The organism is Streptomyces violaceus (assembly GCF_036014075.1).
GTDB classification, from domain to species: Bacteria; Actinomycetota; Actinomycetes; order Streptomycetales; family Streptomycetaceae; genus Streptomyces; species Streptomyces violaceus.
Genome location: NZ_CP107911.1, coordinates 2,687,016 through 2,704,924, shown reverse-complemented (window position 1 = coordinate 2,704,924; position 17,909 = coordinate 2,687,016). Strand labels below are relative to the sequence as shown.

The following is a 17,909-nucleotide window of genomic DNA, read 5'->3' as shown; positions in this document are numbered from 1 at the left end:
CGTGAGACACCGGGCCCGGCGCGACCTAGCACTCGATGATGTTCACCGCCAGCCCGCCCCGGGCCGTCTCCTTGTACTTCACCGACATGTCCGCACCGGTGTCCTTCATCGTCTTGATGACCTTGTCCAGGGACACCTTGTGGGAGCCGTCGCCGCGCATGGCCATGCGGGCGGCGGTGACGGCCTTGACCGCGGCCATGCCGTTGCGTTCGATGCACGGGATCTGGACCAGCCCGCCGACCGGGTCGCAGGTGAGGCCCAGGTTGTGTTCCATACCGATCTCGGCGGCGTTCTCGACCTGCTCCGGGGAGCCGCCGAGGACCTCGGCCAAGGCGCCCGCGGCCATCGAGCAGGCGGAGCCGACCTCGCCCTGGCAGCCGACCTCGGCACCGGAGATGGAGGCGTTCTCCTTGAACAGCATGCCGATCGCGCCCGCGGCGAGCAGGAAGCGGACCACGCCCTCCTCGTCGGCGCCGGGCACGAAGTTGACGTAGTAGTGCAGGACCGCGGGGATGATCCCGGCCGCGCCGTTGGTGGGGGCGGTGACGACCCGGCCGCCGGCCGCGTTCTCCTCGTTGACCGCCATCGCGTAGAGGGTGATCCACTCCATGGCGAGGGCCTTCGGGTCGCCCTCCGAGCGGAGCTTGCGCGCGGTGTTCGCGGCGCGCCGGCGGACCTTGAGGCCGCCGGGCAGGATGCCCTCCTGGGACAGGCCGCGTGCCACGCAGTCCCGCATCACCTGCCAGATCTCCAGCAGGCCCTCGCGGATCTCCTCCTCGGTGCGCCAGGCGCGCTCGTTCTCCAGCATCAGCGCAGAGATGGACAGGCCCGTCTCCTCGGCCAGGCGCAGCAGCTCGTCGCCCGTGCGGAAGGGGTACTTCAGGGCGGTGTCGTCGAGTTTGATGCGGTCCGCGCCGACGGCCTCCTCGTCGACGACGAAGCCGCCGCCGACCGAGTAGTAGGTCTTCGTCAGCAGCTCCGCGCCCGAGGCGTCGTACGCCCACAGGGTCATGCCGTTCGCGTGGTACGGCAGGGCCTTGCGGCGGTGCAGGACCATGTCGTCGTCGAAGGAGAACGCGATCTCGTGCTCGCCCAGCAGGTTCAGCCGGCCGTCGGTCCTGATCGCGTCCACCCGGTCGTCGGCCTTCTCCACGTCCACCGTGCGGGGCGACTCGCCCTCCAGGCCGAGCAGGACCGCCTTGGGCGTGCCGTGGCCGTGGCCGGTGGCGCCGAGCGAGCCGTACAGCTCGGCACGGACCGATCCCACCTTCTCCAGCAGCTCCTCGTTGCGCAGCCGCCGGGCGAACAGGCCGGCCGCGCGCATCGGGCCGACCGTGTGGGAGCTGGACGGGCCGATGCCGATCGAGAACAGGTCGAAGACCGAGATGGCCACGGGAACTCCTGACTACGGGGTGGTACGGGGTGGTGCAAGGGGGTGGGCGCCGTGCCCGCCGGTGCCGTCACCGGCGAGTACGGCGCCCTGAAAGGTTTCTTCGTTACTTGTTCAGGCCCGGGTACAGCGGGTGCCTGTCGGCCAGGGCCTTCACCCGGGCCTTGAGCGCGTCGGCGTCGGCGGCCCCGAAGGGAGCGGGCGCCTTCAGCGTCTCGGCGATGACGTCCGCGACCTCCGCGAAGTCCTCGGCCTCGAAGCCCCGGGTCGCCAGGGCCGGCGTGCCGATCCGCAGACCGGATGTCACCATCGGCGGGCGCGGGTCGTTCGGGATCGCGTTGCGGTTGACCGTGATGCCCACCTCGTGGAGCCGGTCCTCGGCCTGCTGTCCGTCCAGCTCCGAGTGGCGCAGGTCGACCAGGACCAGGTGCACGTCCGTGCCGCCGGACAGGACGTCCACGCCCACGGCCCGGACGTCGTCCTTCACCAGACGCTCGGCCAGGATGCGGGCACCCTCCAGCGTACGGCGCTGGCGCTCCTTGAAGTCCTCGGAGGCCGCGACCTTGAACGAGACCGCCTTGGCCGCGATCACGTGCTCCAGCGGACCGCCCTGCTGACCGGGGAAGACAGCGGAGTTGATCTTCTTGGCCAGTTCGGCCGTGGAGAGGATCACACCGCCGCGCGGGCCGCCCAGCGTCTTGTGGGTCGTCGTGGTCACCACGTGCGCGTGCGGAACGGGGTTCGGGTGCAGCCCCGCCGCCACCAGTCCCGCGAAGTGCGCCATGTCGACCATCAGATACGCGCCGACCTCGTCCGCGATCCGGCGGAACTCGGCGAAGTCCAGCTGCCGCGGGTAGGCCGACCAGCCCGCGACGATCAGCTTCGGCCTGGACTCCTTCGCCAGCCGCTCCACCTCGGCCATGTCGACCCGGCCGTCGTCGCCGACATGGTAGGCGACGACGTCGTAGAGCTTGCCGGAGAAGTTGATCTTCATGCCGTGGGTCAGGTGCCCGCCGTGCGCGAGGTTCAGACCCATGATGGTGTCGCCCGGCTTGAGCAGCGCGAACATCGCGGCGGCGTTGGCCTGGGCGCCCGAGTGCGGCTGGACGTTGGCGTGCTCGGCGCCGAACAGCTCCTTGACCCGGTCGATCGCGATCTGCTCGACCACGTCGACGTGCTCGCAGCCGCCGTAGTAGCGGCGGCCCGGGTAGCCCTCGGCGTACTTGTTGGTGAGGACCGAGCCCTGTGCCTCCATGACCGCGACCGGGGCGAAGTTCTCCGAGGCGATCATCTCGAGCGTGGACTGCTGCCGGTGCAGCTCGGCGTCGACCGCGGCGGCCACGGCCGGGTCGAACTCGTGCAGGGATGTGTTCAGGACGGACATACGGCTACGACTCCTCAGCCGGCGGAGAACGCGGTGTACTCGTCGGCGGAGAGCAGGTCGCCCGGCTCGTCCGTGACGCGCACCTTGAACAGCCAGCCGCCCTCGAAGGGGGCCGAGTTCACCAGCGACGGGTCGTTCACCACGTCCTCGTTGACCTCGGTGACCTCGCCGGAGACCGGGGAGTAGAGGTCGGACACGGACTTGGTCGACTCCAGCTCGCCGCAGGTCTCGCCCGCGGACAGGGCGGCGCCGACCTCCGGGAGCTGGACGAAGACGACGTCGCCGAGCGCGTTCGCCGCGTGCTCCGTGATGCCGATCGTCGAGACGCCGTCCTCGGCGCCCGACAGCCACTCGTGCTCCTTGCTGTACCGCAGCTCTTTGGGGTTGCTCATGGCCTGGATTCTCCTGTACGCGCGGGAGTGCTGATGAAGGGGACCGCTGGTGAGCGGGGATGTGGTGCCTGCGGGCCGCCGGAGCGGCCCGCGGCCAGTGTCTACTTCTGGCGCTTGTAGAACGGCAGCGCCACGACCTCGTACGGCTCGTGACTGCCCCGGATGTCCACGGCCACACCGGGTGTGCCGGGCGCCGCGTGCGCGGGGTCGATGTAGGCCATCGCGATCGGCTTGCCGAGCGTGGGGGAGGGAGCGCCGGAGGTGACCTCGCCGATCACCTGGCCGCCGGTGACGACCGGGTACCCGGCGCGCGGGACCCGGCGGCCCTCGGCGACGAGGCCGACCAGGACGCGGGGCGGGTTCTGCTCGGCGCGGGCGGCGGCCTGTGCCAGGGCCTCGCGCCCCACGAAGTCGCCCTCCTTCTCGAACTTCACGACCCGGCCGAGTCCGGCGTCGAAGGGCGTCAGGGAGGTGCTCAGCTCGTGCCCGTACAGCGGCATGCCCGCCTCCAGGCGCAGTGTGTCGCGACAGGACAGCCCGCACGGGACCAGGCCGGGGCCCTCGCCCGCCTTGGTCAGGGCCTGCCACAGCTCGACGGCGTGCTCCGGCTTCACGAACAGCTCGAAGCCGTCCTCGCCGGTGTACCCGGTGCGGGCGATGAGGGCCGGGACGCCCGCGACCGTGCCGGGCAGGCCGGCGTAGTACTTCAGGCCGTCGAGGTCGGCGTCGGTGAGGGACTTCAGGATCCCCGGGGACTCCGGGCCCTGTACGGCGAGCAGCGCGTAGGCGTCCCGGTCGTCGCGCACCTCGGCGTCGAAGCCGGCGGAACGTTCCACCAGCGCGTCCAGGACCACTTGGGCGTTGGAGGCGTTGGCGACGACCATGTACTCCTGCTCGGCCAGCCGGTAGACGATCAGGTCGTCGAGGATGCCGCCGTCGGCCTGGCAGATCATGGTGTAGCGGGCGCGGCCGGGCTTGACCCCGCCGATGTTGCCGACCAGCGCGTGATCGAGGAGGGCGGCGGCCCCCGGCCCCGTGACGGTGATCTCCCCCATGTGGGAGAGGTCGAACAGCCCGGCCTTCGTGCGCACGGCGTTGTGCTCGTCGCGCTCGGAGCCGTAGCGCAGGGGCATGTCCCAGCCGGCGAAGTCGGTCATCGTCGCGCCGAGCGAACGATGCAGCGCATCGAGCGCGGTGTGGCGGAGTTCTCCTGTACTGCTCATCGGTCGTCGTCTCCCAGGGGCATGACGGGCGAGGTCGTTCCTCCCCATCTGTCATCGGAACCTGAGAGGTTCGCCATGACCACACGGGACACGGCTTGCACCTTGGGTGGAGCCACGCCGCTTCCCCGGACTCCGGACAAGGGTGCGGCCCGCTTTTCAGATGTGCCTCGCCCGCGCGGTAACGGGGCCTGAGAGATTCAAGGGAGGGACTTGCTCCTTCGGCGCCCCAGCGTCGGACGGTGCTGGGGACTCTCCCGCGCGGATTCAAACGGCCGGTATGCAGTTGGCGCGCTCATCATTGCACGCATTGTCTTGGGGTGGCAGGGGGACCACCCTGTAGCAGGCCTGTTGCAGGAAGAGGACTAAAACCAGAGAGATCGGGCATTACCTTCTCTTTACACTCGGCGGGCAAGGGACTCCGTACCTGGCCCCAGGGGAGGACGATCACGGTGAACAGGACCACCGCGTATGCCACGACATCGGGCATCGCGCTGCCCGAGCAGCCGACCGCTCCGGCGCGTGCGGCCTGCGGCCCGCAGCCGGTGCCGGTCGTCCGCGACCTGCGCGAGCGTGCGGGCCGCGGCCCGCACGCGCTGCTGTTCGGACCCCGCGACATCGTCGTGGTCACGGGCCTGCCCGGCAGCGGCAAGTCCACGCTGATGCGGCGCACCGTGCCGGGCCGGCGCATCGACTCCCAGGACACCCGCGACCACTGGGACCGACGCATGCCGCGGGCCCTGCCGTACGCGGTCTACCGCCCGCTCGTCCGCCTCGCCCACTACGCCGGTCTGCGCCGCTCGCTGCGCGGCGGCGAGGCCGTCGTGGTGCACGACTGCGGCACGCAGGCCTGGGTCCGCCGCTGGCTGGCCCGCGAGGCCCGCCGCCGGGGCGGCACGCTCCACCTGCTGATGCTCGACGTCACCCCCGAGCAGGCCCTGGCCGGCCAGCGCGACCGCGGCCGTGGCGTCTCGCGGTACGCGTTCCTGCGCCACCGCGCGGCCACCACCCGCCTGCTGCGCGAGGTGGAACGGGGCGAACTGCCGGCCGGCTGCGGCTCGGCGATCCTCGCCGACCGCGACGCGGCGAACACCCTGCGCCGCATCGGCTTCGTGGGCTGACCCGCCCCGGCCGGTGAGTCGGTGTCATGGGCCTGGCCTGTCCGTGTGCGGTGAGCTGGTGTTCATGGGCCTGGCCTGTCCGTGGTCGGTGAGCTGGTGTTCGCGGGTCCGGCTGTCCGTGGTCGGTGAGCTGGTGTTCGCGGGTCCGGCTGTCCGTGGTCGGTGAGCTGGTGTTCGCGGGTCCGGCTGTCCGTGGTCGGTGAGCTGGTGTTCGCGGGTCCGGCTGTCCGTGGTCGGTGAGCTGGTGTTCGCGGGTCCGGCTGTCCGTGGCCGGTGGCCGGTGTTCACAGGCCGGCCGGCCGCGGCCCGTGAGCCGTGTTCGTGGGGCAGGGGCCCCCGGACGGGGTGGCCGTCCGCGGTCCGTGGTTCACGGGGTGGCCGTCCGCCGTTCCCGAGCCGCTAGCCTTTGAGTCACAGCAGTGGTTTCAGGCAGGCGGTAGGCAGATGGACTTCCCGGCGGACTTCTCCGCGGACTTCCCGGCGCAGACGCAGACCCACCCGCACGGCGGATGGCCCGGCAACGAGCTGGAGGAGGTGCTCTCGGCATCCCTCGGCGCCGGTCCCTCGGCCGGCGGGCGGATCGTCGAGGTGCTCGGCCGGAGCTTCGTGTGGATTCCGCTGCCCAGTGGCGGCGGCCCGCGGAGCGGCCCCCTCGACCTCCCCGGCATCGAGATCGAGGGCCAGGCGTACGTGCCGGTGTTCAGCTCCGAGGAGCAGTTCCGCCAGGTCGTCGGCTCGCACATGTCGTACACCATCGCGCCGGCCGTGGAGTTCGCCCGCGGTCTGCCCCCGCACGCGGGGATGGCCATCAACCCGGGCGGCGTCGTCGGCATCCCGCTCCCGCCGCCGGCCGTGGCCGAGCTGTGCCGGGCCGGCCGGACCCCGCTGGACGGCCCCGCGAGCGGCGGCCGGGTCCGCCTCTTCGAGCCCGACTGGCAGGACGACCCGGTGGACTTCCTCGCCGCCGCCTCCGCCGAGTTCGAGGCGATCGGCGTCGTCGTCACCGCCCGCCGCTGCCTCGCCGCGATCGAGACCGCCGACCCGGTGATGTTCGTCGGCGTCGAACTCTCCCAGTGGGAAGGCGACCGGCGCGCCCTCCCCCTGGAAGCCCTCACCCGCGCCGTCACCGCCGCCCCGGCCCCCTGGCCGGTCAACCTGGTGCTCCTGGACGTGGCGGAGGATCCGGTCGGCAACTGGATGCGCGACAGGGTCCGGCCCTTCTTCCAGCGGTAGGTCAGGTACCCCAGGGGCGCGGGGCCGTGACACCATGCGGCTCCGCCGCGTGGGCGCGAGAACCACAAACGGCCCGCACCCGCAGGGCAGCACCAAGCCCCGGGCACCTGCGCGGGCTTAAGCTAGGTCACGGTCGAGGCGTTGTACGAAGGGGCGGTAAAGGTGAGCGCGAGCGGCACGGCCGCGGCCGGACAGGTCGAGCACATGCTGCGCCAGGTCACGCCCGGGCGTTATGACGCCTATGAGGCCCTCCTGCGCGCGCTCGCGACCCCGCACAGCGGCCAGATCTGGATGCTCCTGTGGCACGGTCAGGCCGGATCCCCCGACGCCCAGTACGGAAACATGGAGGTCGAGGGCTGCGGCTACGCCCCCTGTGTGACCTCCGCGCAGGAGCTCTCGGCGAGCGGCTGGAACCGCAGTTACGAGGTGGTCGACGGAGTCGACGTGGCCCGCGCCCTCTACCCCGACCACTACGGCCTCTGGCTCAACCCGCACGCCCCCGGCGGCGGCGTCGGCGTCCCCTGGCTCGACCTGCGCCGGATCGCCACGGGCCTGGACCGCCAGCCCGCCGGACCCCTGCGGCTGTCCGAACCGGCCATCGAGATCCCGCAGTTCTACGCCCTGCTCGCGCAGAACGCCCACCGCACCCCGGCCGTCCGCTCGCTGCGCCGCGCCTGGGTGCAACCCGCGCTCGGTGCGCCGTATCTCGCCATCGGGCTCGATGTCTACGACGCCTCGCCACCGGCCGTGGACGCGGTGCGCGCGATGATGCAGCAGTCCCTCGGCGCCGTTCCGGACGGGCTCCCCGTGTCGACCGTCGCGATGTCCGACGAGCACGACCCGGTCGCCATGTGGCTGCGCGCCGGCGCACGCCCCTTCTACGACCGCGAGGCCCACGCCACCGCCCCCGTCCAGGCCCCCGCGTCGGGCTACGGATACCCGCCCGCCCAGGGCAGGTACTGACCCCTCCACAGGTCACTCCGAGACCCTTCCCGCACCATCCCCGAACGCGACAACCGCTCGACTCTCCGCGCGTAGATAAGGGTGAAAAGAGCAGGGATGTCCTAAAGTGCCCCTGTCGCAGCGCGTCCGACCCCTGTTACCCGTTGTCCGGATAACGGAACCCCCCAGACAGCATCACGTTTACGCATCCTTTCACCGCCAAGTCTGGCAACAGATCGCCAAAGCGTTGAAGACTCCCCGCAAGACACGGGCCGGGTCGGTCGCGTGTACGAGACAAACAAAACCGCTACAGCGGCAGCCAGGGGCTCGGCGATCGCCGGGTCGAGAGGGGTCAATCGCACCGTGACCGCACCGATCGAGACCACCGGGGCGGAAGCCGGAGCACAGCCCGAGGCCGTGCTCGCCGGGGTCAAGAAGAGCCAGATCGAAGGGCGCTCGCTCACTCAGATCGCCTGGATGCGCTTCAAGCGGGACAAGGTGGCGATGGCCGGAGGCGTCATCGTCATTCTGCTCGTGACGATGGCGGTGTTCTCCAAGCCGATCCAGTGGATCTTCAACCTCGATCCCAACAAGTTCAACCAGGACCTCATCGACCCGGCGCTGCTCGCCCCCAAGGGCGGCTGGGGAGGCATGAGTTGGGACCACCCGCTCGGCGTGGACCCCCAGTACGGCCGGGACATGCTCGCCCGCATCATCGACGGCTCCTGGGTCTCCCTCCTGGTCGCGGGCGGCGCCACGCTGCTGTCCGTGTGCCTCGGCACCGTGCTCGGTGTCGTCGCCGGGTACTACGGCGGCTGGATCGACAGCGTCATCAGCAGGCTGATGGACACCTTCCTCGCGTTCCCGCTGCTGCTGTTCGCCATCTCGATCTCGGCCTCGGTGCAGGACGGTTTCTTCGGACTCGACGGGCTGTCCCTGCGCATCTGCGTGCTGATCTTCGTGATCGGCTTCTTCAGCTGGCCGTACATCGGCCGCATCGTGCGGGCGCAGACGATGACCCTGCGCAAGCGGGAGTTCATCGAGGCCGCCACGAGCCTCGGAGCACGCGGCCCGTACGTCCTGTTCCGGGAACTGCTCCCCAACCTCGTCGCGCCGATCCTCGTCTACTCGACGCTGATCATTCCGACGAACATCCTGTTCGAGGCCGCGCTGAGCTTCCTCGGTGTCGGTATCGCTCCGCCGCAGGCCTCCTGGGGCGGCATGCTCAGCAACGCTGTGGATCTCTACACGGCTGATCCGCAGTACATGTTCGTGCCCGGACTGGCGATCTTCATCACCGTCCTGGCCTTCAACCTGCTGGGTGACGGGCTGCGTGACGCCCTCGACCCTCGCAGCAAGTGATCCATCGAAAGAGGGGGCTTCCTCAGGTGAAGACGAGAAGGGTGACCGCCGGCGTTGCGTCGGTCCTGGCGCTGTCGCTGGGTGCTGCCGCGTGCGGCGGCGGAGGTGACGACAACGACGGGGGAGGCAACGGCAAGAAGGACGCCGCGCTGAACTCGATCGTCAACGCGTCGAGCAAGAAGGGCGGGACGGTCTCGTACGAGCACTCGGACGTGCCGGACTCCCTCGACCCGGGCAACACGTACTACGGCTGGGTGCAGAACTTCTCCCGCCTCTACGGCAGAACGCTCACCACGTTCAAACCGGCGGCGGGCAAGGAAGGCCTGACGGTGGTGCCGGACCTCGCCGAGGGCCTCGGCAAGTCCAGCCCGGACGCCAAGACCTGGACGTACAAGCTGCGTGCGGGTGTGAAGTTCCAGGACGGCACCCCGGTGACGTCCAAGGACGTGAAGTACGCCATCGAGCGCTCCAACTTCGCGCCCGAGGCGCTGTCCAACGGCCCGACGTACTTCAAGTCGTATCTGGAGGGCGGCGACAAGTACAAGGGCCCGTACAAGGACAAGTCCGCCGAGGGCCTCAAGTCCATCGAGACGCCGGACGACCGGACGATCGTCTTCAAGCTGAAGCAGCCGTTCGCCGACTTCGACTACCTGGCGACGTTCTCGCAGACGGCCCCGGTGCCGCAGTCGAAGGACACCGGTGCGAAGTACGTGCAGGCCATCCAGTCCTCCGGCCCGTACCAGTTCCAGTCCTACGAGGAGGGCCGCGGCGCCACCCTCGTGCGCAACCCGCAGTGGGACGCCAAGACGGACCCGATCCGCAAGGCTCTGCCGGACAAGGTCACGATCAAGTTCAAGGTCAACCCGGTCACGGTCGACAACAACCTGCTCTCCGACAAGATCACGGCTGACGCGGCCGGCACGGGTGTGCAGCCGCAGACCCAGCCGAAGGTGCTGCAAGGCAAGTACGCCAACCAGACGGACAGCTCGTACGCCGGTGCGACGCAGTACATCGCGCTGAACGTGAACGTGAAGCCGTTCGACAACGCCGACTGCCGCAAGGCCGTGCAGTGGGGCCTCGACAAGCAGTCGGTGCTCGACGCCATGGGCGGCACGCCGAAGGGCGACGTGGCGACCACGCTGCTGCCGCCGTCGGTGAACGGCTACACCAAGTTCGACACCTACGCGACCGAAGGTCACAAGGGTGACGTGGCCAAGGCCAAGGCGGCGCTGAAGGCGTGCGGCAAGCCGAACGGCTTCAACACGATCCTGACGGCCCGCTCCGACCGGCCCGCCGAGGTGGCGCAGGCCACGGCCGTCCAGGCCTCGCTGAAGAAGATCGGCATCAACATCGAGATCAAGCAGTTCCCCTCCGGCAAGTACTTCTCCAACTTCGCCGGTGTCCCGAGCTACGTCCACGACAACAAGCTCGGCATGCTCTCGATGGCGTGGGGCGCTGACTGGCCGACCGGCTACGGCTTCCTCGACCAGGTCGTCAACGGCGCTGCCATCAAGCCCTCGGGCGGCAACAACCTGATGGAGCTGGACGACCCGAAGATCAACAAGGCCCTGACGGACGCGATCGCCAACACCGACGACGCGGCCCGCACCAAGGCCTGGGGCGACATCGACAAGATGGTGCTCGACAACGCCTCGGTCGTCCCGGTCATCTACCGCAAGAACCTGCTGCTCAGGCCGACGTCCGCGGCCAACGTCACGGTCACGCAGGCCTACCTCGGCATGTACGACTACCTGCTGATGAGCTCCTCGAAGTAACCAGCAGGCCGGATCCTTTCGAAAGGCAGGTGAAGGCACCGGGTGGCCGCGGCGGACGATCCCGCCGCGGCCACCCGGGGCCGTACAGCTGTGGCTGCGTACATCCTCCGACGCGTCATGGGCGCGGTGCTGTTGCTGCTGGTGGTCAGCGCAGTCACCTTCGCCATCTTCTTCCTGGTGCCCCGCCTCGGGGGCCAGACGGCCGACCAGTTGGCCACCCAGTACGTCGGCAAGGACGCGAACCCCGAGTCCGTCGCCGCGATCAAGCAGAACCTCGGGCTGGACCAGCCGGTCTACGTCCAGTACTGGGAGTTCATCAAGGGCCTCGTGGTGGGCGCCGACTACAAGTTCGGTCCCGACGCGACGCACTGCGGCGCACCCTGCTTCGGGTACTCCTTCAAGAGCCACATCGAGGTGTGGCCCCAGTTGGAGCAGCGGATCCCGGTCTCCTTCTCGCTGGCCGTCGGTGCGGCGGTGATCTGGCTGATCTCCGGTGTGACCACCGGCGTGATCTCGGCACTGCGCAAGGGCAAGCCGATCGACCGCATCTCGATGTTCATCGCGCTCGCCGGCGTCTCGCTCCCGATCTTCTTCACCGGCCAGATCCTGCTCGCGCTCTTCGTCTACGAGATCCCCGTCTGGGAGAGCATCGACTACGTCCCGTTCACCGAGAACCCGGCCGAATGGGCATGGCACATGGTGCTTCCCTGGGTCAGCCTCGCCTTCCTCTTCTCCGCGCTCTACGCCAGGCTCACCCGGGCGGGCATGCTGGAGACGATGGGCGAGGACTACATCAGAACGGCCAGGGCCAAGGGTCTGAAGGAGAGCACGGTCGTCGCCAAGCACGGCCTGCGCTCCGCGCTCACCCCGATCGTCACCATCTTCGGCATGGACTTCGGCACCCTCGTAGGCACCGCGGTGCTCACCGAGACCGTGTTCTCCCTGCAGGGCATCGGTGCCTACTCGGTCCAGGCCATCAAGGACAACGACCTGCCCATCGTGATGGGCGTGACCCTGGTCGCCGCGTTCTTCATCGTCTTCTGCAATCTGATCGTCGACCTGGTGTACGCCGCCATCGACCCCCGGGTGAGGTACTCGTGAGCAAGCTCGACAAAGCCGCGCTCGGCGAACCGGACTCCGTCGCCCCGTCCACCGCGGACGACGTGTTCCTGTCCGTACGGGATCTGCGCATCCACTTCGACACGGACGACGGTCTGGTGAGGTCGGTGGACGGCGTCAGCTTCGACGTGCGCAAGGGCAAGACCCTGGGCATCGTGGGCGAGTCCGGCTCCGGCAAGTCCGTCACCTCCCTCGGCGTGATGGGCCTGCACCGCTCGGCGCGTGCCAAGGTCTCCGGTGAGGTGTGGCTGGACGGCCAGGAGCTGATCGCGGCCGACCCCGACGACGTACGGCGGCTGCGCGGCCGGAAGATGGCCATGATCTTCCAGGACCCGCTGTCGGCGATGCACCCCTACTACACGGTGGGGCAGCAGATCGTCGAGGCGTACCGGGTCCACCACGACGTCAACAAGAAGGTCGCCAAGCGGCGGGCGATAGAGATGCTCGACCGGGTCGGCATCCCCGAGCCCGCCAAGCGCGTGGACGGCTATCCGCACGAGTTCTCCGGCGGTATGCGCCAGCGCGCCATGATCGCCATGGCCCTGGTGAACAACCCCGAGCTGCTCATCGCCGACGAGCCGACCACCGCCCTGGACGTCACCGTGCAGGCGCAGATCCTCGATCTGATCCATGATCTGCAGAAGGAGTTCGGCTCCGCGGTCATCATGATCACCCACGACCTGGGCGTGGTCGCCGAGATGGCCGACGATCTGCTGGTCATGTACGGCGGCCGGTGCGTGGAGCGCGGTCCCGCCGAGGACGTGTTCTCCGAGCCCCGGCACCCCTACACCTGGGGGCTGCTCGGCTCGATGCCCCGTATGGACCGGGAGGAGACGGACCGGCTCATCCCGATCAAGGGCGCGCCGCCCTCCCTCATCAACCTCCCGTCCGGCTGCGCCTTCAACCCGCGCTGCCCGTACGCGGACATCCCGAAGGACAACGTCACCCGCACGGTCCGCCCCGAGCTGACCGAGGTCGGCGGCGGGCACTGGGCCGCCTGCCACATGACCCAGGAGCAGCGGGAGCGTATCTGGACCGAAGAGATTGCGCCGAAGCTGTGAGCGACGAAAAACCGGTGAGCAAACCGGACACCAGCGGGGCCACCCTCACCAAGGACTCCGCCGCCGACGGCGAGATCCTGCTGAAGGTGACCGGCCTGCAGAAGCACTTCCCGATCCGCAAGGGACTGCTCCAGCGGCAGACCGGCGCGGTGCGCGCCGTCGACGGCATCGACTTCGAGGTCCGCAAGGGCGAGACGCTCGGTGTCGTGGGCGAGTCGGGCTGTGGCAAATCCACGATGGGCCGGCTGGTCACCCGGCTGCTCGAACCGACCGGCGGCACGGTCGAGTTCCAGGGCAAGGACATCACGCACCTCGGCACGAGCGATCTGCGCCCGATGCGCCGTGACGTGCAGATGATCTTCCAGGACCCGTACTCCTCGCTGAACCCCCGGCACACGATCGGCACGATCGTCGGTGCCCCCTTCAGGCTGCAGGGCGTCGAGCCCGAGGGCGGGGTGAAGAAGGAGGTCCAGCGGCTGCTGTCGGTGGTCGGCCTCAACCCCGAGCACTACAACCGCTATCCGCACGAGTTCTCCGGCGGCCAGCGCCAGCGCATCGGCATCGCCCGTGCGCTCGCGCTCAACCCCAAGCTGGTGGTGGCGGATGAGCCGGTCTCGGCGCTGGACGTGTCGATCCAGGCGCAGGTGGTGAACCTGCTGGACGACCTCCAGGAGGAACTGGGCCTGACGTACGTGATCATCGCGCACGACCTGTCGGTGGTCCGGCACGTCTCGGACCGGATCGCGGTGATGTACCTCGGCAAGATCGTCGAGCTGGCCGAACGCGACCAGCTGTACAAGTCGCCCATGCACCCGTATTCCAAGGCCCTGCTGTCGGCCGTGCCGATACCGGATCCGAAGCGCCGGGGCGTCAAGAGCGAGCGCATCCTGCTGAAGGGCGACGTGCCCTCGCCGATCTCCCCGCCGAGCGGCTGCCGCTTCCACACCCGGTGCTGGAAGGCGACGCAGATGTGCAAGACGACCGAGCCGCCGCTGGTGGAGCTGCGGGCCGGGCAGCGCGTCGCCTGCCACCACCCGGAGAACTTCGAGGACCAGCAGCCGCAGGACACCGAGCTGCTGTCCTCGGCGAAGGAGGCGGCGAACGGTTCGTCCGTGGAGAAGGCCGCCTCCGGGGAGTCCGTGGAGAAGTAGCCCACCGGAGCCCCCGCCCCGCAGTCGGGGGCGGGGGCTCGGGCATGGGTAAAAATGTTCGGGTGCTCCAGCAACTCTTCACCCCGTCCGTCCAGCACTCGCTCGAGCTGATCGGCATCTTCGTCTTCGCGATCTCCGGCGCCCTGCTGGCCGTCCGGAAGAACTTCGACGTGTTCGGCATCGCCGTCCTCGCCGAGGTCACCGCGCTGGGCGGCGGTCTCTTCCGTGACCTGGTCATCGGGGCCGTACCGCCCGCCGCCTTCACGGACCTGGGGTACTTCCTCACCCCACTGCTCGCCACCCTCCTGGTCTTCTTCCTCCACCCCCACGTGGAACGCATCCAGGTCGCCGTGAACGTCTTCGACGCGGCCGGCCTCGGCCTGTTCTGCGTCGCCGGGACGACGAAGGCGTACGAGTACGGGCTCGGCCTGACCGCCTCCGCCTGTCTGGGACTGGCCACCGCGGTGGGCGGGGGTGTGCTGCGGGACGTGCTCGCCAACGAGGTGCCCTCGCTGCTGCGCTGGGACCGGGATCTGTACGCGGTCCCGGCGATCGTCGGCGCCACGATGGTCGTGCTGTTCATCCGCTACGACGTCCTGTCCCCGCTGACCAGCGCCCTCGCGGTGATCACCGGCTTCGTCCTGCGGCTGCTCGCCATGCGATACCACTGGCGAGCTCCGCGGGCGTGGCACCGGCGGTCGACGGTGAGCGAGGAGGAGCAGCCCCTCCTGCCGTGACGGGGCGGCGGCCGGTCATCTCCGTCAGCCAGCGGAACGCCGGGACCACCTGCGGCCGCCACAGCGCCATGGTGTGACCGCCCGCGCTCCTCGGCACGAACACGACGTGCACGCTCGTCGGGGCCTTCGCGGCCTGCTCCAGCGCCACGGCCGCCTCGTAGCCGTCGTGCGGCTGGCCGGAGAGGTAGAGCGCGATCCGCGGCGGGGCGGACGCCTCGCGCAGCAGCACGCAGGGGTTGTTCTCGGCGCGCAGGGCGGGGCTCTGCGCGCCGAGCGAGTCGCGTTCGCCGATCGGGTCGTTGTAGCCGGACAGACGATACCGGGCACGGTGGCCGGCTCGAAGCTCTGGCGCACCGCGGGGAGCCGCTCCAGGGCGAGGCCGCCGGTGCCGTCGGCGCCCAGATCGGCCGCCTGTCGCACATGGTCGCCGGTGCCGAGCAGGTCGCCCCAGGTGTCGTACAGGCTGTTGGCGTTGTTGACCAGGGTGAAGACCAGGGCCACGGCCGTCCCCTGCGCGAACAGCAGCATCAGCGTCCGGGCCGCGGCCCGCAGGACCCAGGGCCCGCGGAGGCGCGACCAGAGGACCAGCGGCAGCGCGAGGGCGACGACGGACAGCACGACCAGCGTGCAGAGGAACGGGGTCCCGGTGAGGCTCATGTTCTGACAGAGGCCGGGGACGGCCTGTGGGTGTCCGGACGAGTCGGACACTCACCGAGGAATTGCCCGGGTCTCACCAAGTCGGGGCGCTGGACGAGCGGGCAAAGCTACCGCTTAGTAGTTAGTTCTTGTACTGTTCAGCCATGCCAGAAGCAGCCACCGCCCCGGCCGCCCGGGCCACGATCGGCGACAGCGAGTTCGACCGCGACACCGCGCTCACCCCCCGCGCGCCCGGCGTCTACGACATCGAACTCTCCGCCGGCTGGACGATCATCAGCGCCGTCAACGGCGGCTACCTGCTGGCCGTCCTGGGCCGCGCCCTCGCGGGCGCCCTGCCGCACGCCGACCCGTTCACCGTCTCGGCGCACTACCTGACCGCGTCCCAGCCCGGCCCGGCGGTCGTCCGCACGGACGTCGTCCGCACCGGCCGCACCCTGTCGACAGGCCAGGCCTCCCTCTTCCAGTACGACGACGAGGGCCGAGAGGTCGAACGCATCCGCGTCCTCGCCTCCTACGGCGACCTGGACGCCCTGCCCGACGACGTCCGTACGACGGCCGAGCCGCCCGCGATCCCGCCGATGGAGCACTGCTTCGGCCCCGAGGACGGTCCGGCCCCCGTCTCCGGCAGCTCGGCCATCGCCGACCGCCTGATGCTCAAGCTCGACCCGTCGACGCTGGGCTGGGCCCTCGGACAGCCGTCCGGCAAGGGCGAGATGCGCGCCTGGTTCGGGCTCGCGGACGGCCGCGACCACGACCCGCTCTCCCTGCTGCTCGCGGTGGACGCCCTGCCGCCCACCGCGTTCGAGCTCGGGCTGAAGGGCTGGGTCCCCACCGTCGAGCTGACCGTGCACGTCCGCTGCCGCCCGGCACCGGGCCCCCTGCGCGTCTCGATCACCACGAGCAACCTCGCAGGCGGCTTCCTGGAGGAGGACGCCGAGGTCTGGGACAGCGCCGACCGCCTGGTCGCCCAGTCCCGGCAGCTCGCCCGGGTCAGGCTCGGCTAGGCCGTAACCGTGCCTTGAGGTGCGCCTTGCCTCACTGACAGGCCGGGCACAGGGCGGCCCCAGGAGAGTCCTGAGCGGAGTTGGTTGAGTGCCCGTCTCAGGACTCCCTCATCCTCCTGGAGTTGTTTCCCATGAAGCGTGTGCGTCTCATTCCGGCCGTCGCCCTGCTGGCGCTGTCGCCCCTGGCTCTGGTGGCCTGCGGCTCGGGTGACTCCTCGTCGTCCTCGAACGGTGGCGGTGGCTCCGGGCGGCAGCAGGCCTGCCAGGCGCCTTCGGGCGCTCCATCCGGGGCTCCGTCGGGTCGTCCTTCCGGTGCGCCTTCGGGGGCTCCCTCCGGGGCGCCGTCCGGCGCTGCTTCCGGGGGTGCCAAGCCGTCGGGTGCGCCGTCCGGAGCGCCGTCGGGCGCGCCCGGTGGAGCGCCGGGCGGGGCTCAGGGCGGCGGGCAGGGCGGTCCCGGCGGTGGCCAGGGCGGCGGCTGCGGCCAGGCCTCGGGCGGGCAGGGGCAGCGGACCCCGCAGGCGCAGAAGGAGCAGTAGGCGGAGAGTCGGCGGAGGCGCCGACAGAGCCCTCCGGAACAGGGCAGGGGTGGCGTGCTCGGTGAACGGGCGTGCCGCCCCGGCGCGTTGTGCTGGGTGTCAGTCCAGCCAGTGGTGGCGGCCGAGGCCGATCAGCCGCATCTGGCGCGTCGCCACCTGCGCGACGTGTCGAGTCCGCTGCGCACGCTCCTCCTCCGGGCCCTCCAGCGCCTCCAGGAAGAGCGACGCCGTGATCAGCATCTGGTCGACGTAGAGGTGTGCGAGCATCAGCAGGTCGTCCTCGGTCCAGCCCTCGGACACCGGGTCCTTGGCCAGCTCGTCCTTGACCTCCTGGGCGAAACGGGCCAGTTGTTCCCGTATCGCCTCCCGCACCGGCTGGACCCCGCCATGTCGTTCGCGGGCGATGAACCGGACATGTGCGGGGTACCCGTCGACGTGACGGGCGATCAGCTCGATGGCGCGCGTGATGCGTTCCTCGTGGTCGCCGGTCGCGGACACCGTCGTCCGGATCATCGGGTGCAGGCTTCCCAGTGCCTCCTCGACCAGGGCCACGCCCAGATCCGCCGTGGAGCGGAAGTGCCGGTAGAAGGCCGTCGGGGCGACACCGACGGCGCGCGTGACCTCGCGCAGCCCCAGGCTGCTCAGGCTCTGCCCCTCGAGCAGTCCCAGGGCCGCGTCCAGGAGTGCCTGCCGGGTCTTCTGTTTCTGGGCCTGCCGGATGCCGAGAGTGTGACTCATACCATGCAGTTAACAACTGTTCTCTGGAATTGGAAAGTCATGGGAGGCGCTAGACTGGGAAGTCAGTGAACAACTGTAACTACAATC

Annotated in this window: 16 protein-coding genes, 1 pseudogene and 2 riboswitches; of the genes and pseudogenes, 11 read left to right on the top strand and 6 right to left on the bottom strand. The window is 69.9% G+C overall.

What is annotated here, in order from left to right; translation table 11 throughout:
* Positions 1–25: 25 nt before the first annotated feature.
* The 4 genes from OG542_RS11970 to gcvT form a co-directional block, all read right to left on the bottom strand.
* Positions 26–1,393 carry an L-serine ammonia-lyase gene (locus OG542_RS11970; protein WP_311127843.1) on the bottom strand — a complete coding sequence of 456 codons (1,368 nt, stop codon included), beginning with the start codon at positions 1,391–1,393 and terminating at the stop codon, positions 26–28.
* A 103-nt stretch (positions 1,394–1,496) separates the two neighbouring features.
* On the bottom strand, positions 1,497–2,774 hold the full coding sequence (gene glyA / locus OG542_RS11965; protein ID WP_184598687.1) for a serine hydroxymethyltransferase: 1,278 nt from the start codon (positions 2,772–2,774) through the stop codon (positions 1,497–1,499).
* Positions 2,775–2,788: 14 nt separating this feature from the next.
* On the bottom strand, positions 2,789–3,166 hold the full coding sequence (gcvH, locus tag OG542_RS11960; RefSeq protein WP_184598686.1) for a glycine cleavage system protein GcvH: 378 nt from the start codon (positions 3,164–3,166) through the stop codon (positions 2,789–2,791).
* A gap of 101 nt (positions 3,167–3,267) precedes the next feature.
* A complete protein-coding gene (gene gcvT, locus OG542_RS11955; protein WP_328410523.1) occupies positions 3,268–4,389 on the bottom strand; it encodes a glycine cleavage system aminomethyltransferase GcvT in 1,122 nt (373 codons plus the stop codon).
* 38 nt (positions 4,390–4,427) lie between these two features.
* Positions 4,428–4,554, bottom strand: a riboswitch (glycine riboswitch).
* A gap of 1 nt (position 4,555) precedes the next feature.
* Positions 4,556–4,656, bottom strand: a riboswitch (glycine riboswitch).
* Positions 4,657–4,832: 176 nt separating this feature from the next.
* On the opposite strand from gcvT, the gene OG542_RS11950 reads away from it, so the two are divergent.
* The 9 genes from OG542_RS11950 (at position 4,833) to OG542_RS11910 (ending at position 14,887) form a co-directional block, all read left to right on the top strand.
* Positions 4,833–5,507 carry an AAA family ATPase gene (locus OG542_RS11950; protein WP_328417873.1) on the top strand — a complete coding sequence of 225 codons (675 nt, stop codon included), beginning with the start codon at positions 4,833–4,835 and terminating at the stop codon, positions 5,505–5,507.
* Between the two features lie 444 nt (positions 5,508–5,951).
* A complete protein-coding gene (locus OG542_RS11945) occupies positions 5,952–6,740 on the top strand; it encodes an enhanced serine sensitivity protein SseB (RefSeq protein ID WP_328410521.1) in 789 nt (262 codons plus the stop codon).
* A gap of 162 nt (positions 6,741–6,902) precedes the next feature.
* The gene (locus tag OG542_RS11940) at positions 6,903–7,703 is read left to right on the top strand and encodes an enhanced serine sensitivity protein SseB C-terminal domain-containing protein (protein ID WP_328410519.1); all 801 of its coding nucleotides are present in this window, start codon (positions 6,903–6,905) and stop codon (positions 7,701–7,703) included.
* Positions 7,704–8,045: 342 nt separating this feature from the next.
* On the top strand, positions 8,046–9,044 hold the full coding sequence (locus OG542_RS11935; RefSeq protein WP_193481844.1) for an ABC transporter permease: 999 nt from the start codon (positions 8,046–8,048) through the stop codon (positions 9,042–9,044).
* 41 nt (positions 9,045–9,085) lie between these two features.
* Positions 9,086–10,819: an ABC transporter substrate-binding protein gene (locus OG542_RS11930; protein ID WP_328410515.1), complete on the top strand. Its 1,734-nt coding sequence runs from the start codon at positions 9,086–9,088 to the stop codon at positions 10,817–10,819.
* A 90-nt stretch (positions 10,820–10,909) separates the two neighbouring features.
* Complete coding sequence (locus tag OG542_RS11925) at positions 10,910–11,920, top strand: ABC transporter permease (RefSeq protein WP_193481846.1); 1,011 nt, start codon at positions 10,910–10,912, stop codon at positions 11,918–11,920.
* Entirely contained in the window at positions 11,917–12,999 is a 1,083-nt protein-coding gene (locus OG542_RS11920) for an ABC transporter ATP-binding protein (protein ID WP_328410513.1), read from the top strand. The genes OG542_RS11925 and OG542_RS11920 overlap by 4 nt, the downstream gene beginning before the upstream one ends.
* A gap of 14 nt (positions 13,000–13,013) precedes the next feature.
* Complete coding sequence (locus OG542_RS11915) at positions 13,014–14,150, top strand: ABC transporter ATP-binding protein (RefSeq protein ID WP_311127851.1); 1,137 nt, start codon at positions 13,014–13,016, stop codon at positions 14,148–14,150.
* A 62-nt stretch (positions 14,151–14,212) separates the two neighbouring features.
* Complete coding sequence (locus OG542_RS11910) at positions 14,213–14,887, top strand: trimeric intracellular cation channel family protein (RefSeq protein ID WP_189727788.1); 675 nt, start codon at positions 14,213–14,215, stop codon at positions 14,885–14,887.
* Here OG542_RS11910 and OG542_RS11905 read toward each other — a convergent pair.
* A pseudogene (locus OG542_RS11905) lies at positions 14,778–15,544 on the bottom strand (hypothetical protein). The gene OG542_RS11910 and the pseudogene OG542_RS11905 overlap by 110 nt on opposite strands.
* A gap of 143 nt (positions 15,545–15,687) precedes the next feature.
* Here OG542_RS11905 and OG542_RS11900 point away from each other — a divergent pair.
* Positions 15,688–16,548, top strand: coding sequence for a thioesterase family protein (locus OG542_RS11900; protein WP_328410508.1), 861 nt, complete (start codon positions 15,688–15,690; stop codon positions 16,546–16,548).
* Positions 16,549–16,679: 131 nt separating this feature from the next.
* The gene (locus tag OG542_RS11895) at positions 16,680–17,084 is read left to right on the top strand and encodes a hypothetical protein (protein ID WP_328410506.1); all 405 of its coding nucleotides are present in this window, start codon (positions 16,680–16,682) and stop codon (positions 17,082–17,084) included.
* A 99-nt stretch (positions 17,085–17,183) separates the two neighbouring features.
* On the opposite strand, the gene OG542_RS11890 is transcribed toward OG542_RS11895, so the two are convergent.
* Positions 17,184–17,822, bottom strand: a complete 639-nt coding sequence (locus tag OG542_RS11890) for a TetR family transcriptional regulator (protein ID WP_311127853.1) — start codon at positions 17,820–17,822, stop codon at positions 17,184–17,186.
* Positions 17,823–17,909 lie beyond the last annotated feature (87 nt).

What these genes read in the sequence shown, in the direction of transcription:
- gcvH (WP_184598686.1), bottom strand. Translation starts at nt 3,166, where the DNA reads ATGAGCAACCCCAAAGAGCTGCGGTACAGCAAGGAGCACGAGTGGCTG.
- OG542_RS11895 (WP_328410506.1), top strand. Translation starts at nt 16,680, where the DNA reads ATGAAGCGTGTGCGTCTCATTCCGGCCGTCGCCCTGCTGGCGCTGTCG.
- gcvT (WP_328410523.1), bottom strand. Translation starts at nt 4,389, where the DNA reads ATGAGCAGTACAGGAGAACTCCGCCACACCGCGCTCGATGCGCTGCAT.
- glyA (WP_184598687.1), bottom strand. Translation starts at nt 2,774, where the DNA reads ATGTCCGTCCTGAACACATCCCTGCACGAGTTCGACCCGGCCGTGGCC.
- OG542_RS11900 (WP_328410508.1), top strand. Translation starts at nt 15,688, where the DNA reads ATGCCAGAAGCAGCCACCGCCCCGGCCGCCCGGGCCACGATCGGCGAC.
- OG542_RS11890 (WP_311127853.1), bottom strand. Translation starts at nt 17,822, where the DNA reads ATGAGTCACACTCTCGGCATCCGGCAGGCCCAGAAACAGAAGACCCGG.
- OG542_RS11945 (WP_328410521.1), top strand. Translation starts at nt 5,952, where the DNA reads ATGGACTTCCCGGCGGACTTCTCCGCGGACTTCCCGGCGCAGACGCAG.